The organism is Aquibacillus albus (assembly GCF_016908325.1).
Classification (GTDB): Bacteria; Bacillota; Bacilli; order Bacillales; family Amphibacillaceae; genus Aquibacillus_A; species Aquibacillus_A albus.
The window spans coordinates 138207-153902 of record NZ_JAFBDR010000008.1 but is presented as its reverse complement, the minus strand read 5'-3'; the positions used below and the strand labels follow the sequence as shown (position 1 = coordinate 153902).

12 protein-coding genes are annotated in these 15696 nt (G+C 32.3%); all 12 read right to left on the bottom strand.

The annotated features are described in order from the left end of the window. Positions 1-179 precede the first annotated feature (179 nt). The 12 genes from JOC48_RS09170 to JOC48_RS09115 all read right to left on the bottom strand — a co-directional run bounded on the left by JOC48_RS09170 (position 180) and on the right by JOC48_RS09115 (position 15669). Positions 180-1835 (bottom strand): DUF6119 family protein, encoded by a 1656-nt coding sequence (locus tag JOC48_RS09170; protein WP_204498945.1) that lies wholly within the window; start codon positions 1833-1835, stop codon positions 180-182. Between the two features lie 130 nt (positions 1836-1965). Continuing rightward, positions 1966-2973 (bottom strand): UDP-glucose 4-epimerase GalE, encoded by a 1008-nt coding sequence (galE, locus tag JOC48_RS09165; RefSeq protein ID WP_204498943.1) that lies wholly within the window; start codon positions 2971-2973, stop codon positions 1966-1968. Positions 2974-3044: 71 nt separating this feature from the next. Beyond that, positions 3045-3857: a 3'(2'),5'-bisphosphate nucleotidase CysQ gene (gene cysQ, locus JOC48_RS09160; protein WP_204498941.1), complete on the bottom strand. Its 813-nt coding sequence runs from the start codon at positions 3855-3857 to the stop codon at positions 3045-3047. A gap of 62 nt (positions 3858-3919) precedes the next feature. Beyond that, positions 3920-4117, bottom strand: a complete 198-nt coding sequence (locus JOC48_RS09155; RefSeq protein WP_204498940.1) for a hypothetical protein — start codon at positions 4115-4117, stop codon at positions 3920-3922. A 5-nt stretch (positions 4118-4122) separates the two neighbouring features. Then, entirely contained in the window at positions 4123-5949 is a 1827-nt protein-coding gene (gene cysC / locus JOC48_RS09150; protein ID WP_338024259.1) for an adenylyl-sulfate kinase, read from the bottom strand. Position 5950: 1 nt separating this feature from the next. Then, on the bottom strand, positions 5951-6850 hold the full coding sequence (cysD, locus tag JOC48_RS09145) for a sulfate adenylyltransferase subunit CysD (protein WP_204498938.1): 900 nt from the start codon (positions 6848-6850) through the stop codon (positions 5951-5953). Positions 6851-6973: 123 nt separating this feature from the next. Then, entirely contained in the window at positions 6974-7846 is an 873-nt protein-coding gene (locus tag JOC48_RS09140; RefSeq protein ID WP_204498937.1) for a sulfotransferase, read from the bottom strand. Between the two features lie 102 nt (positions 7847-7948). Beyond that, the gene (locus JOC48_RS09135) at positions 7949-8653 is read right to left on the bottom strand and encodes a sulfotransferase family 2 domain-containing protein (protein WP_204498935.1); all 705 of its coding nucleotides are present in this window, start codon (positions 8651-8653) and stop codon (positions 7949-7951) included. A 195-nt stretch (positions 8654-8848) separates the two neighbouring features. Continuing rightward, complete coding sequence (locus JOC48_RS09130) at positions 8849-10180, bottom strand: oligosaccharide flippase family protein (RefSeq protein WP_204498933.1); 1332 nt, start codon at positions 10178-10180, stop codon at positions 8849-8851. A gap of 1074 nt (positions 10181-11254) precedes the next feature. Then, positions 11255-12361 carry a glycosyltransferase gene (locus tag JOC48_RS09125; RefSeq protein WP_204498930.1) on the bottom strand — a complete coding sequence of 369 codons (1107 nt, stop codon included), beginning with the start codon at positions 12359-12361 and terminating at the stop codon, positions 11255-11257. A gap of 121 nt (positions 12362-12482) precedes the next feature. Beyond that, complete coding sequence (locus JOC48_RS09120; RefSeq protein WP_204498928.1) at positions 12483-13544, bottom strand: glycosyltransferase; 1062 nt, start codon at positions 13542-13544, stop codon at positions 12483-12485. 22 nt (positions 13545-13566) lie between these two features. Next, positions 13567-15669: a bi-domain-containing oxidoreductase gene (locus JOC48_RS09115; RefSeq protein ID WP_204498925.1), complete on the bottom strand. Its 2103-nt coding sequence runs from the start codon at positions 15667-15669 to the stop codon at positions 13567-13569. Positions 15670-15696 lie beyond the last annotated feature (27 nt).

Here is a 15696-nt window from a genome sequence, read left to right as displayed (position 1 = left end):
TTCTCCTTAAAGCAGCTGACAACCTACCTGTTCGACAAATTTCGGGATGTCACTGTGACCATACATTAATTGGAAATTATACTGCAACCCTTTTGGTGTTTGACACAGCATTATGCTTAGAAGTTTTATTGGTAACCATAATCCGGGGCGTTACTGTGACCACCCCTTCAATGAATGAACTATCTCAAATCTTTTGCCACAATAATATTTGGATTAAATCCTAAGCTTCTTAACCTATTATGCCATTCAATTACTTCAGTTTTAAAATATATAGACTTACTTTTTCCGAAATCAATTCTACCATCTGAATCAAATATATTTTCAAAGTCAACAACTAGCAACATTGATATATCAGTTACAATTGTTATTTCATACTCTTCTAAAGAGTTTGAGTGGATGTTAAATAGTTCAGCACTATGTAAAGATTGTTGTATGCAATATCTAAGATCTTTGGTTGAACCTATTTTCACATGAATTAAATTTGCATCTGTTTCATCATACAAGTCTGCAAATTCCACCTCCTTAAAAATTGTATGTTCTCTCTCTCTGTCCAATAATTTAAAGTCATATTTATCATGCAGGAAAACATTATATTTATATTCTGTATAAGACACATTATGATACGTGTCACTTGAATCTATTATAACTTTTCCTCTCTCCAGGAGATTTTGGTCAAGGTTATATTCTTCGTTGTATGTTGTAATCTCATTTACTTTAGTAATTTCCCTTTCAATAAATTCAATATAAGAAGCATTAAAGTGGGCCCAATTCCCCTTATACAAGCAATAGTTTTTACTTTCATAAGTGGTAGTGAAATCTAAGAAGTTTAAAAGTGGAATTCTTTTTTCGGGATTCATTTTCGGTTTAATTGACACCTTTTCAATATCATCAACATCTAATTCCTTTATTTTTTGACTAATTTTGTTTATATCAAAAGGAACTTCATGCTTTCGCCTACTGTAAATTAATTCGATATCAGAATTAATAGGCTCTATTAATATGTCACCGTCATTTTCAATAAAATAAGATAAAGAAACGTCTAATTGTTCCTTATCACTTTTTAATTCATTTAATAAAATAGTGTTTAAGTTAGCAATTTTGTATGCGTTATCCTCACTATTTTTTAAAATAGATATTCTAGGAAAACTATGTTTTCTATTATGACTTTCATATATAGAAATAAAATGTACCTCAAAAACAATTTCTATAATTTCTGATGGATCATAATTGCTCGCATTTATTTTTAGTGGTGTACCAAATACAGCTCTATCCAAATAATCACTAATTACCCAATTTTGGTATTTATCATCAATGTCTATCTTACCAATTACCATCTCATTACTTTCTCCTATTTCATTAGTAACAAAAGAATTCTTATTATACTGAGTTAGTGATTTATTTTTTGTTTGCTTAAAAAATTTTGCAGATTTTATATCAATAGAATTCTCACGAATTATAATTTCAGCAATGTCTAAACCAAAATCTAAATCTGCTATTTTATTAGTATAATGATGGCCTCTTCCCAGAGAAATGCCATACAAGTGATTTTCAATTTCAATAATAATAACTCCAAAAGCAGATTCTACACTTTTGTAATGATTTTCATCACTATCAAAAAATTTAAACCAGTAATCGTACCATGAGATTGATTGCTCATTAGAGTCTTTTCTAAAATAAAACTCAATAACTAACTCAGTTGAAACCTGATTTTCACCTATACTTTTCTCAACTTGCTGAGTTTTTGTCTCGCCTACTTGATGCATGTAATAATGGTTAATTAGTATATCCTTAAAGCTCTCTCTGGTGGTATCTAATTTATAAATGCTAAATTCCATCTAATACTCCTTTCCGTATAATCTTTCTTAATTGGGCCATTAATTTTCCGCTATCACTCTAGAAAAATGTTCGATTGATTAAGTAAATTTGGACGCATACATACAACCATATTCATTCTAATTTACCCAATCAAAAAAGCGACTCTACCTCATACTTCCTCTCAAACCGCCAAGCATCCCGACACATATCTACAATATCTCGCCTCGCAACCCAACCAAGTTCTTCCTTTGCCTTTGAGACATCTGCATAACAAGAAGCAATATCACCCGGCCGACGATCTACAATTTCATACGGAACTTCAACACCATTAGCTTCTTCAAAAGCGTGTACTAACTCTAATACACTAGTACCCCGACCAGTACCTAAATTATAGATGTTTACTCCTTCTTTGAGGTTCTCTAATGCTGCTACATGACCCTCTGCAAGATCCATTACATGAATATAATCGCGAACCCCTGTCCCATCTATTGTTGGATAGTCATTTCCGAATACTCTTAACTTCTCTAGTTTCCCTTGAGCAACTTGGGTTACATATGGCATAAGATTATTTGGAACTCCATTAGGTGATTCACCAATCAAGCCACTCTCATGTGCACCTACTGGATTAAAATATCTAAGTAATGACACGGAAAAAGTAGAATTTGCTTTTGCAGTATCAGTCAAAATTCGCTCACTCATTGCTTTCGTTTCCCCATAAGGATTGGTTGTTGGTAATAGATTCATCGTTTCGACAAAAGGCACTTCATTCTCTCCATATACTGTTGCCGAAGAGCTAAAGACAAATCTTCTAACACCATATTTCTGACATACTTTCGATAAAATCAAAGTGCTGACAATATTATTCTGATAATAATCTAATGGTTTTTCTACTGACTCCCCTACTGCTTTGAGACCAGAAAAATGAATCACACCATCAATATCATGATTAAAAAAGATAGATTCCACTGAATCTTCTTCAGTTACATCTATCTGATAAAAAGTAATATCTTTATTTGTTATTTGTTGTACTTGTTCTAGTGTTTCAGCCTGACTATTGCAGAAATTATCCGCTACAATTACAGAATATCCTGCTTCAAGTAAGGCTACACAAGTATGAGAGCCTATGTAACCTGCACCCCCGGTTACTAATATGTTCATAAAATTCAACTCCCTTATTTCATTTGAAAATCCCTATCCATGCTTCTCAGAAGTTTTTGGACCTTAATTATCTAAGAACGTTGAACCAAAAACCATCCATTTAACAAATTCTCTCTATTATAATAAAATCTCTCATCATCTTCATATCTAGTAACTTTACCACCAGCCGCTTCAACAATAGCTTGTCCTGCTCCAGTGTCCCATTCCATCGTTGGTGCATACCTTGGATAATAATCTGCTTTACCTTCCGCAACTAGGCAAAACTTCAAAGAGCTCCCCGATGAAACTACTTCTACTTTTCCAGACTTGGCTTCTAATTCCTTAATGAATACTTCCGTTTCCTCTGACATGTGTGACCTACTAGCGACAGCACGTGTCATGTCACTATCAGATATTTCAGGTAACAGCACGCTTTTCTCCATTAACTGTTCCTCACTACAAACCTCTACTTTAGAAGCATTCTCTAACTTATAAGCCCCTTCACCAACACGGCCAAAATAAAACACGTCTAATGCTGGTGCATAGATGATACCAATGGAAGGATATTTACCTTCTATTAACGCTATATTAACGGTAAATTCGCCATTTTTCTTAACAAATTCCTTTGTCCCATCTAAGGGATCTACTAACCAAAAACAGCCCCACTCTCTCCGTTCACTATATGGAATCTCTCTCCCCTCTTCACTCAATACAGGGATACTAGAGTCAATTGCATTTAATCCTTTCATTATCGATTCATGTGCCCGTTTATCAGCCTGGGTTAATGGGGATTCATCTTCTTTAAATTCTACATCAAAATCTTGTGCATAAACGTCTAATATTTCTTTTCCAGCCTCTAGCGAAACCTGAAAAAGGTCAACTAAATTTAACTGCTTTACTGTCATAAAATCACCTTCTAATAATTATTAAAATCATACAAAATTCACAATAACCACCGTTACAAACATCACTTAAAGACTGCAACCCCAGAAAACACAATCATGTCTGGACGCGCCAATTCTAATAAAATAGCAGTAAACATCACAATAATCATAATTAAAACGAAAGTTATTTCTAACGACATAGGCAATTCTCCCTTTCTGGTCCGAATCATGTTGATAGGTGATAAAGAAAAAGCTACTACCCTAATAGATAGTAGCTTCATAGATATTAATCCAAGTATTTCATAATTTGTTTTACCACAAGATCTGTTGCTTCTTCTAAAGAATACTTACTTGTATCAATTTCAATTTCTGGATTTTCCGGAGCTTCATATGGACTAGTAATACCTGTAAAGTTTGGAATCTCCCCAGCACGAGCCTTCTTATACAAGCCTTTTACATCACGCTCTTCACATACCTCAAGTGGTGTGCTAACAAAGATTTCAATATATTCCTCACCAATAATTCTTCTAGCATTGTAACGGTCACTTTCATATGGAGAAATAAATGACGTTAATGTAATTAAACCACCATCATTCATCAACTTAGCAACTTCAGCAATCCGACGAATATTTTCGACACGGTCACTTTCTTTAAAACCTAAGTTTTTATTTAAGCCATGACGTACATTATCGCCATCCAATAACATAGTATGATGACCCAGTGACACCAAACGCTTTTCGACTTCATTCGCAAGTGTTGATTTCCCTGAACCAGAAAGGCCTGTAAACCATAGCGTTAATGGTTGCTGTCCTTTTTGCTGGCAACGAATCACTCTTGTAACATCCGTCTCTTGCCATACAACATTGGTTGATCTTCTTAGTGAATGCTCAATGACACCACAGGCCGACGTCATATTTGTTACGCGATCAATTAAAATTAATCCACCTAGTGCTTCATTATTCTCAAATGTATCAAATACCATATTTTCTGATAGAGAAATATCGCATGCAACTAATTCATTTTTAAATACTTGATCTGCTGGAATTTCTTGACCTGTATTTATATCAATTTTATGTTTTATCTTCATCACGGTACCCGGTAGTGTTTTCGTTCCAACTTTTACGAGATAGTTTCTACCAGGTACTAGCTTCGCATCATCCATCCAAAGAATGGTTGCTGTAAACATATCCGTAACTTGAATATTATCTGCTGTCGTTAATACATTACCACGAGAAACATCTACTTCCCGGTCCAATTGAATTGTAACAGGTTGTCCAATAGCAGCAGCATCCATTTCTTTATCCGTAACTAACAGACTTTTTACTTTCGCTTTTTCGTTACTTGGTAACGTGATTACCTCATCACCTACTGAAATATCACCAGCTTCTATTTGTCCTTGGAAACCACGGAATGTATGGTTTGGTCGACTGACACGTTGAACTGGCATAACAAATCCAATATGTTCATTTTCTTTACTTACATCAACACGTTCTAAATATGGTAATAGTGGAATATCATCATACCAAGGAGTATAGTCTGATTTCCCTGTAATATTATCTCCTTCTGTAGCAGATACAGGAATCACTTGAATGCTTTCCATATTAAATCCTTGAGTGATTTGTAAGAAATCTTCTTTAATTTCATTAAACCGATTTTCATCATATCCGATTAAATCCATTTTGTTTACAGCTAAGACAAGGTGTTTAATTCCCATTAAAGCACAAATACGAGCATGACGTTTGGTCTGAGTAATAACACCCTTTGTTGCATCAACTAGAATAATAGCTAGGTCTGCAAACGAAGCTCCTACAGCCATGTTACGTGTATACTCTTCGTGTCCTGGTGTATCAGCAACAATAAAGGAACGATTATCAGTAGTGAAATAACGATATGCTACATCAATCGTGATCCCTTGTTCTCTCTCTGCCATTAAACCATCAAGTAGAAGAGAATAATCAATCTCTCCTCCACGACTTCCTACTTTACTATCAAGCTCTAAAGCTTTTTCTTGATCAGCAAATAATAGTTTAGCATCATATAACATATGGCCAATTAAAGTTGATTTTCCGTCATCTACACTTCCGCACGTAATAAATTTTAATAGACTTTTCACTTTAGAAATACCCCTCTCGCTTACGTCTTTCCATACTACCAGCTGCTTCTTGGTCAATAACACGGCTTGTACGCTCAGATGATACAGCACCAAGTGTTTCTTCGATGATTTCATCTAGAGTCTCTGCATCTGACTCAACACCACCAGTAAGAGGGTAGCAACCTAATGTACGGAAACGAACTTTCTTCATCACCACTTCTTCATTAGGTTCTAATTTCATCCGATCATCATCTACCATTACGATATTTCCATCGCGGTAAACAACAGGTCTTTCTTTCGCAAAGTATAATGGAACAATATCGATATTTTCTTTTCTTATGTATTGCCATATATCCTTTTCTGTCCAGTTGGAAAGTGGGAAAACACGCATGCTTTCGCCTTTATTGATTCTTGGGTTATAAAGTTTCCACATTTCAGGCTTTTGGTTTTTGGGATCCCAGGCATGGTTTTTATTACGGAAAGAAAAAATGCGCTCTTTTGCACGGGATTTTTCCTCGTCCCGTCGTCCACCACCAAAGGCAGCATCAAACCCATATTTGTCCAACCCTTGTTTTAAAGTTTGAGTTTTCATAATATCTGTATAAGCTGAGCCATGGTCGAATGGATTAATTCCTTGTTCTACCGCTTCTTTATTAATTTCTTCTATCATTTCTATCCCAAGCTCTTTTGCTTTACGATCACGGAATTCGATCATTTCTTTAAACTTCCATGTCGTATTTACATGCATGAAAGGAAATGGTGGTTTTTCTGGATAAAAAGCTTTCATTGCTAAATGCAACATTACAGAACTATCCTTCCCAATCGAATAAAGCATAACGGGATTTTCACATTCCGCGGCTACTTCTCGGATTATATATATTGCTTCAGCCTCAAGTTGATCGAGGTGAGTTAGTTCTTTCATTTATTGTACCTCCTGATTAACATATCCTTATAAAAGGTCTCTTAACAAATAAATAGAGTCATTAAATAGTTTCTCCAATTCCCTTTGCTAAATAAAATTATTAAACTCTTAACATTGATAACACTAAAGATAACCGAGTTTTTCCATAGCATCTTTACATACTTCTTCGACTACCTTGATTTGATCTTCGCTTAACCTCTCTTTGTATTTATAATTCATATTCTTATTATCTACCTTTTCTATATGACTTTGAAGACTGTTACAGTAATCTAGATTTAAGTAATCTAACAAACTATTCATTTCCTTTTTAGGGTTTTCCATAAAATCTTCATATTTTATATTAATAACATGGCAATTCGATATATTTTTCTCAATTTCCGTTTGCTTATAAATTGAATTCCACTCTAATGCGGCTAGCGCAACTTGGGATTTATCATACCTATTCCAAATCTCATATTCATGTTCTGTAAAAGTCCCATCCCAAAAAGGTTCATCACCTTTATCTTTCCAAAACTTAACATTCATTAAAGATGCAACTACAGCTCTTGGATCCCTTACTATGTTAACAAAAGATATGTTATCAAAGACCTGTGTAAAATATGATATTCTAGGTGGTCCAGTAAACTTTGTAGAAAATAATTTTTTACCTTGATATTTCTTTATCTGGTTTATATATTTTATTACACTTTCAGCCTCTATTTGTGTGGGCTGAATATTTCTCATAAAAGAGTATCTTATTTTACTCCCACACAGCTTTTCCCATGTATCATATGCTTCAGAAGGTTTTGGGAAAGTTTTGTTTAGTATCGGTACATCATTGTATTGATTTTTTTTCCCTCGTTTTTTAATAATCCTATGAATCAGACCAGTTTGAGGGAAGTAAAACTTATCAGTATAATTAGACAAATATGCAATATCCTTATGTCTGGAAAAAACTTCAAAAATTACAGTCGTTCCACTCCGTCCTTCACCTATAAAGAAAATAGTTTTATCCATCTTTTCTCTCCCCTTTACCTAATTCTATCTGTAATTCAACTTTGTAACCGTCAAAAAGAATGACACAATTTATGCTGATTAATTTAAAACGCTTATATCCTCTTATTTATGATTTTTATCGTTTAACTTCTCATACGGGAAATCATAGTTGAACAATTCTATATCTTTTTTGTAAATTTCACCCACACACTGTATTAATTCTTTGTCATAGTACTTCCAATATGGATCATGTTTACTTGAATTATAATTTTTTAATTTTGCTTCAGGTTTGTTTAACTTTCTTTTAATAATTTCAAAACCCTCAGTTAAATTCTCAAAACGCCCAACATAGTCCATCTCAAGTTCACCAATAGAATTCATCATCCATGAATACTGAGGCTTAAAATGCACTTTCTTTAGCATTTCTTTTCTAAAATTTTTGTTTAAATGCAATTCATAGATAAAATCTGAAAAACTATTGAACCTGTCTAATTGTTGCTGCATATATAAATCGTTTTTATTCTTCATTCCACCATTTTTTAAATAAAAATAAGAGGATACAATTCTATCCCAGGGATTTCTTACAAAACCTATTTTAAAAAATTCGTTATATTTTTTAAAATCCTCACTTTCATAGGTATATAAATGGGTATGACGAGGGGCCTCCAGTTCAAGTGATTTTAATATACCATTTCCAGCTACTTTAGGAACATGTATAAAAATAATTTTTTTTTCTATAAAAATTTCGTTATCAAAAACACTTTTTTTTAAACAATAACCTTTATTTTTCAAATACCTCAGTAAAAATTTTTTGAAAAATTTAATCATTTTACACCCAATCCTTTGCTGATTTAAATCAAAATATATAAAAATAATTATTAAAGCAAAAAAATTATTATTTTCATTCTATTACTAATCAAGTGAAGCCGATAGAAAAGTATCATTAAAATATTATATTTATTCCTTCTTACCTATATAAATTTCAATTCTTATTTACTCAATACAAATGAGTCAAACATATCCTTAAAGTGCCTTCTTTATTAAATTAATAAAGGGAATATAAATTGTCCACCAACCAAAAATTCTCTTAACTTGAATTGTAGAGCCTATATTTAGTAACGCAGTACTAAAAGCGGTAGCAATTGCAGCACCCATAAGGCCAAATAAAGGAATTAAAATAAAGTTTAAAAGAATATTACAAAGTGCAGAGGTTATAGCTATATTTCTATAGACCTTTTGATTTCCAGTCATATTTAAAAGATAACCAACAGAGCCCGTAATCGAATTAATAAATTGTCCCATACCTAAAATAATCAAGACAAACCAACCACCTATAAATTCTTTGCCGAATAAACTGAGAATATCTTTAGAAAAGAAGAATATAAAAAATAAAATAGGAGTTGATGACAAGAATATTAGTTTAGACGAAGTCTCTACTATTTTCTTTAATCCAATTATCTCCTTCTTCCAGAATAATTCTGAAAATTTAGGTGCACTAATTGTATTAACAGCAGTCAATGTAAAGCTAGTAATTGTAGCAACTTTTACAGCAATACTATAGATTCCTACATCATTAGTATTCATAAAATAGCCAATCATCAAAATATCTGTCCAACTCATAATTAATAACATAGACGAAGTAACCAGCATTGGTAGTGAAATCTTAAGTAAACTTCTGTAAGATACATTTTTAACAGTTTTACTTTCAGTTCTTGTTCTATACAAGTATTTCAACAAAAAGTAAAAACATAATAGACTACTTATAATTAATGAACACAAATAAGTAATTAACGGCATCAAATACCCGTTACTATTAATTAAATCAAGAATAACTATAAAAATTATATTAAATAAGGGCACCAATACAAATATGAATAATGAAGCACTTTTCACTTTATTAAACCCCTTAAAACTTTCAGATGTAACTTTTAATAGTGACATAAAGGGGATTGCGATTGCAACAACTATAATTGGAATATACGAGTTTATATCACCAAAAAAGCTTTCTTTAATAACAGGAGAAATTGCTAATACTAAAGAAGTCACTACAGAAGACGAAAATAATATAAAAATAGTTATTCTTTTATAGTAATAACCAGAAACATTAGTATTAAAGCCATCCTTATATTGAGATATCAACCTTAACGAAGTGGTATCAAGACCCATAACACTCAGAACAACAAAAATGTTTATTAATGTTTGTATAATTGAATAAATCCCTACACTTGAAGCTCCATAAATTTTTGCAATCAAAAAATGTAATATATAACCAAGTATAAAAGAAGTCACCTTTAAAAAGAAAGAAATAGCAGATCCTTTAAAGATATCAGGAGTTTTCGCAAATAAAATTCTCACTTAATTTAGTCCCTTTCCATTTTTGCATCCATATTTAAATTAAATTTATTAAAAATTGTTCTTTAAGCCTAATAGTATTAATTCATTTTTATTACTAAAAGAATAATACTTTTAATTACAGCTTTTGTTTGCCTTTCTACTAGTTTCGTTGCTCGTTTGATGCCAAAAATCACGTTTCACGTCAATTTTCCATTGTGCTAATATTCTTCCTAGGTCATTTTACGCATGTCCGACGGAAATGAAAATTCCCTAAGTGTTTAAGAGGTTGTTTTAAACCCAGCGTTAACCCCCGCCCCGGGAAGTATAGCTCAATGTTGTTCTAAATGCGACACTCAATAATCATCAAATGCTTGGTTAGTTGATCTTTTAAATTCATGTTTTCTCTTAATTCAGGATAAATGCCTTCGAAAAGATTTGGTAAAGTTTATCTCCCCTCCTTCTCCAGCTATGCAATTACCGCGCATCTGTTTTATCACTTTCCATTGAGCTTCTTGGACTTCTTCACGTGCTTTGGATTTACTAGCACAAAACTGTAAACCTTGGCTCATAAATAATTAGTTATGTCAAACCAGTACTATCCCGTTAACTCCGATTCAAAATAATAGCAATTTTATCATTTTAATTCATAAGTCTGTTTACCCATGTACAGTAACTGTTTGTAATCCGTATATTTGATTGTCAAACATACTTTTCTGCCAAATTCGAATCCTAGTCTTGGCAATTTCAATGCCTAGATTATGGTTGATGGTGTAATTTCGAAATTTAACGGTTATTATTACAGTTCAATATGGATCCTCACCTTGGTATTTATCTAATATCAGTGTCAATGCGCATTGACACCCTGTACTATGCTAAGAGGCTCTTTTTTGTTCAATCCTCAGGTTTCCTCATTTCAGGAATGATTTTTTGCCTTTAATTATTTGCCCTAATGAACAATAAATAAAAAGAAAAATATTATTGTCCCCAACAAAAAAGACACTACCATCAAAACTAACGACTTATTAAAACCAAATAAATCTTTTCATAAGCTACAATTCAAGTATTTTCTTGATCTGCTTAGCATATATCAAATAATCACTTATTTAATTTAAACTTTGAATAGTAAGTTTCATATATATTCGAGTAATGTTTTTGCATAACTTGTACTGAAAAATGTTCAGAATCAATTTTTGCTCTATTGCCAAGTTTCTGTCTTTGAGGTGCATTTTTCACCAATTTCAATAAGGCTTTTGCAATACTTTCTTTATCCACATTTACAAGTAAACCTGATACATCACTTTTAATCATATCAGGAATTCCCCCTACTTCCGTTGCAACAATTGGTAAGGCTGTTCCCATAGCTTCAATCAAAGTAATTGGCATACCTTCCCAATGTGAAGGAAGGACAAATATATCTGCTTTATTTAGATAAGGATATACCTGCGACTTTAATCCCAAAATTTGAACTGAGTGTTCTAAATTTAATTCTTTAATCTTTTTCCTTATCTCGTTTTCTAAGTCACCCGAACCAATTAACTGCAAAGTTGTATTAGGAAAGCTATCATTTACGATTTTAAAGCTCTCTATTAAACCAATGTGATTCTTTTGTTCTGTAAAACGCCCTATATGAAGAAGACTTATATCACCGTTACTGAGATATTCACTTTTCGGAATACACTTTTCCAAATTTATACCGTTATAAATCATCTCAACTTCACTATCAATAAATTTATACTCTTCAATTACAGACTTTTTTACAAGCGGGCTAATAGATACAGGAATAACTTTGCAGTATTTGAAAAAAAAATAATGTAATAGTCTTTGGGATTTCGAGACTTCCTTGACTGCAACATTATGTATAGTATGGACCCTTATGGGTATCCTTGCTAATGATGCAGCAGGTATCACATATTGCATTGCATAACGATGTGTATGAACTATAGTAGGTCTTTCTTTCAAAAATAGCTTAAATAATTTAAAGATAATCTTTATATCTAAACCCTTTTTCTTCCCTAAATAAAATAATGGTACATTTTTATTTTCTAACCTTGTTGTTATTACAGATTTTTCATTATATAAACTAACAACACTTACTCTATAACCTTTATCCTTTAAACTCACAGCTAAGTTTTCCACCATAACTTCTGCTCCAGCAAGTCCGAGATTGGGTATTATCTGCATAACTTTATGTTTTCTATTCATAAACTTACCTTTCTAATTTTTGTATTCTTTATTTTGATCTTCAATTAGAGCTATGTTCTTAAGCATTAAATCAAGATAATAATTATCTGAAACTTTTTTGAAATGAATACAGAAGGTTTATCTAATTACATTTTTCGTACAGTCTATAATATTTATCAATAAATTCCTCATGTGTATTACTAAAATTTCGTACCTTTGCTTTTTCTTCTTCTAGATTTATAATTACATTTTGTACTTTTTCATATAAATCTACTACATTCCTATTTTTAAAAGTAACTGTACCTAATGGTCTATCTACAACATCACTAGCTATACAAGGAGTTCCTGAATATAATGACTCTCTAATTGATAATGCATCTCCATCAGTATTGGTTGGCCTTAAAAAAATATCAACATATTCAAACAGAGGTACCAAATCCACCTCTTTATTGATAAAAAGAAAATCTTGTTCTAATCCTAATTCACGAATCTTCTCTAACAAATTGTTGTAATATTCACTATTGGATATTTGAGGTAACATAAAAATAAAACCCACATTGAAGTCTAATTGTTTAATTTTACCCATTAAATCAATACATAAATCAAGTCCGTATAGGTCTTCATTATTATAAAAAACAATTTTATAAGCATTTGCACACAAAATAACTTCATGTGATTTTAAGAATTCACTAATCTGTAAATCATCTAAGTATTTCTTACTGCTCACTTGTTTATTCTCATAAGGTATAAAAGCTGGAATTACTGTAATCTTTTCAGAAAGACTTGGATCAAACTGAAGCAAATCCTCTCTAATCTTATTACTAACAGCAATAGTCTTGTAGGTATTTCGGATTATAAATTTTATTAATTTTATTTCCTTACTACCTAACTCATCATGGTTTATTCTAAAGCTATGGATAGTCTGGATATACTTAACACCAAAAAACTTGCATAAAAATACTATAATTGAGTTTGACCAAAGCTTAAACACATGGTTATGAACAATAAATGTCGAAAGTTTAACCTTTGATAATATAAGCAATTTTAAAAGAATTACTCCTTGAATAATTCTATTTCTTGATGTATCAATTTTAAATATTTTATACTTTTTATTAATTTCACTAACCAATCTTGAGGTATGAATTGAAATCCCTCCAATTGGAGGTGGAAAAGGTCCAATCATAACAATAGACTTTTTATTCATATATGTTCTCCAATACTAAAAATTATTTACTCCCAATTAATAAACGATGATTAACAAAAGTATCCTCAATCACAGTATTTTCCTTTTCGCCTTTCAGTACACTATAAATATACTCGTACTCGTCTTTTATTCCTTTATCCTGTCTTAATTTCATCTTCTTTTTCTTAACACTTCCGAATTGATTCATTTTAATATAATTATCCATTTCATAAACCTTACCATTTGAAAATACCCTTAGTTGTTCTTTTGGATACTTTTTTGATCCCATAGAAGTATAAATAATATTACCAATAGCACCCGATTTAAACCTTAATGTTATTATAGCGTTATCTTTCATTGGATAAGCTTCATTTTGAACAAAAGATAGGTTCAAGGATAATAAATCACTACCATCAAGATATTGAATTACGTCTACAAAATGGCATGCCTCACCGATTATCCTTCCACCACCCACTTTTTCATCCTGTGTCCAATGATCCCCAGGAATGTAACCTGCATTACAAATATAATCATAAATTGCTGGGTTTGAGTCTGTATTTAACTTTTTTTTAATTTGCTTTATAAGAGGTGCATGCCTTCTATTCATCCCACAGAATAATTCACCTTTTGAAGCTTTATAAGTTGATTCTATTTTCTCAAGTTCATCAAGTGTTAAACATAGTGGTTTCTCACAATACACATGCTTTTCGGCTTCAAGTGCCTCTATTATGAACTTTGCATGACTATTATGTTGTGTTGATACTACTATCAAATCAATTTCATCATCATCTAATAATTCTTTATCATCATTTGTAGCATAATCAAATGAAAAAACTTGATTAGCCTGTGCAGACCCTACACCACCTGTTGTAGCTAGTCCCTTAAAACGATAAAGTCCAGTATCTTTCATAATTGGCAAAAGAGTATTTTTCGCAAAATTTCCCGCGCCTATTAAGCCAACAGAAACGGCATTTTTATCTACTAACTTATTAGAATTAGAATCTACAGTACCTTTCCATTTAGCATCATTTTGTGCATATTTTAGTAAAATGCCAATATACTTCACTTTATTAGTGTTTGTTGTGATCATTTCATACGCTTCATTAGCTTTTTCAAAGGCTATTTCATGAGTTATTAAATCTGAGAAGTCTGCTCTCTTTTCTACTATTAAACGGATAAATTCCTCGATATTTCGTCCCTCAGTAAATCGAACATGACCAATTGGATAATCAATACCTTTTTCTTCATAATTGGAATCATATCTTCCTGGGCCATATGAACGCGCAATCGTGAATGTTAACTCTTTATCATAATATGGACGTCTATCAATATTCATTTGAGTTACACCGATCATACAGATCGTTCCTCGATCACGAGCAATTGCTGCAGCTAAATCCATTGGTCCGTTACTATTTGCAGCAGCTGTAATGATTACTTTATCAACGCCTCTACCTTTTGTAAGTGATTTTGTTATGTCTTCTGCATTTTCATCATTTGAGTTTACAAAAGCTTTTAGGTTTGTACCAGGTAATGATTTATCTACTACGTCATAACCAATTACGTCACAACCATAAGCGTTTAATATACGTGATACAATATGTCCTAATAAACCAAGGCCAATGACAGCAACCGTTTCACCTGGTACTACATTTGCTTGATGGATTCCTTGCAATGCAATGCCACCTAAAGCACATAATGCACCTTGGCGATAATCTTCGAACTCTTCTGGTATTTTTGCAATTAGGTTTTTATTTACACGATTTACTTCACTATGGTAGGCATGTCCTGCCATTGCTACAATATCTCCTACCTCTACCTCTGTTACTCCTCTGCCGCAAGTTATAATTTTTCCAACACCAGAATAACCCATTGGCATTGGTTCCTTTAAGCGATTAAACGCAGAGTCTATGGTAGTTAATATTCCATCTGTTGACATTTTTTCTGTTACTTTTTTTACTTGATCTGGTCTCTCTAACGCTTTTTGAAGTAAATTTTTTCCACCAAATGAAGTAAGGCTTCTTTCGGTTCCAGCACTAACCACTGAATAATGAGTTTCAACTAGTACATAATTGTCCTTAACTGTAGGGTGTGGCGTATCTATTAGTTTTACGGTTCCGTCTTTAACCATTAGAAATAATTGTTTCATGTATAACCTCTTCCCTCTATTTAAATT

Excerpts from the sequence above, each read along its gene's own strand:
- JOC48_RS09170 (WP_204498945.1), bottom strand. The coding sequence starts at position 1,835 with ATGGAATTTAGCATTTATAAATTAGATACCACCAGAGAGAGCTTTAAG.
- galE (WP_204498943.1), bottom strand. The coding sequence starts at position 2,973 with ATGAACATATTAGTAACCGGGGGTGCAGGTTACATAGGCTCTCATACT.
- cysQ (WP_204498941.1), bottom strand. The coding sequence starts at position 3,857 with ATGACAGTAAAGCAGTTAAATTTAGTTGACCTTTTTCAGGTTTCGCTA.
- JOC48_RS09155 (WP_204498940.1), bottom strand. The coding sequence starts at position 4,117 with ATGAAGCTACTATCTATTAGGGTAGTAGCTTTTTCTTTATCACCTATC.
- cysD (WP_204498938.1), bottom strand. The coding sequence starts at position 6,850 with ATGAAAGAACTAACTCACCTCGATCAACTTGAGGCTGAAGCAATATAT.
- JOC48_RS09140 (WP_204498937.1), bottom strand. The coding sequence starts at position 7,846 with ATGGATAAAACTATTTTCTTTATAGGTGAAGGACGGAGTGGAACGACT.
- JOC48_RS09135 (WP_204498935.1), bottom strand. The coding sequence starts at position 8,653 with ATGATTAAATTTTTCAAAAAATTTTTACTGAGGTATTTGAAAAATAAA.
- JOC48_RS09125 (WP_204498930.1), bottom strand. The coding sequence starts at position 12,361 with ATGAATAGAAAACATAAAGTTATGCAGATAATACCCAATCTCGGACTT.
- JOC48_RS09120 (WP_204498928.1), bottom strand. The coding sequence starts at position 13,544 with ATGAATAAAAAGTCTATTGTTATGATTGGACCTTTTCCACCTCCAATT.
- JOC48_RS09115 (WP_204498925.1), bottom strand. The coding sequence starts at position 15,669 with ATGAAACAATTATTTCTAATGGTTAAAGACGGAACCGTAAAACTAATA.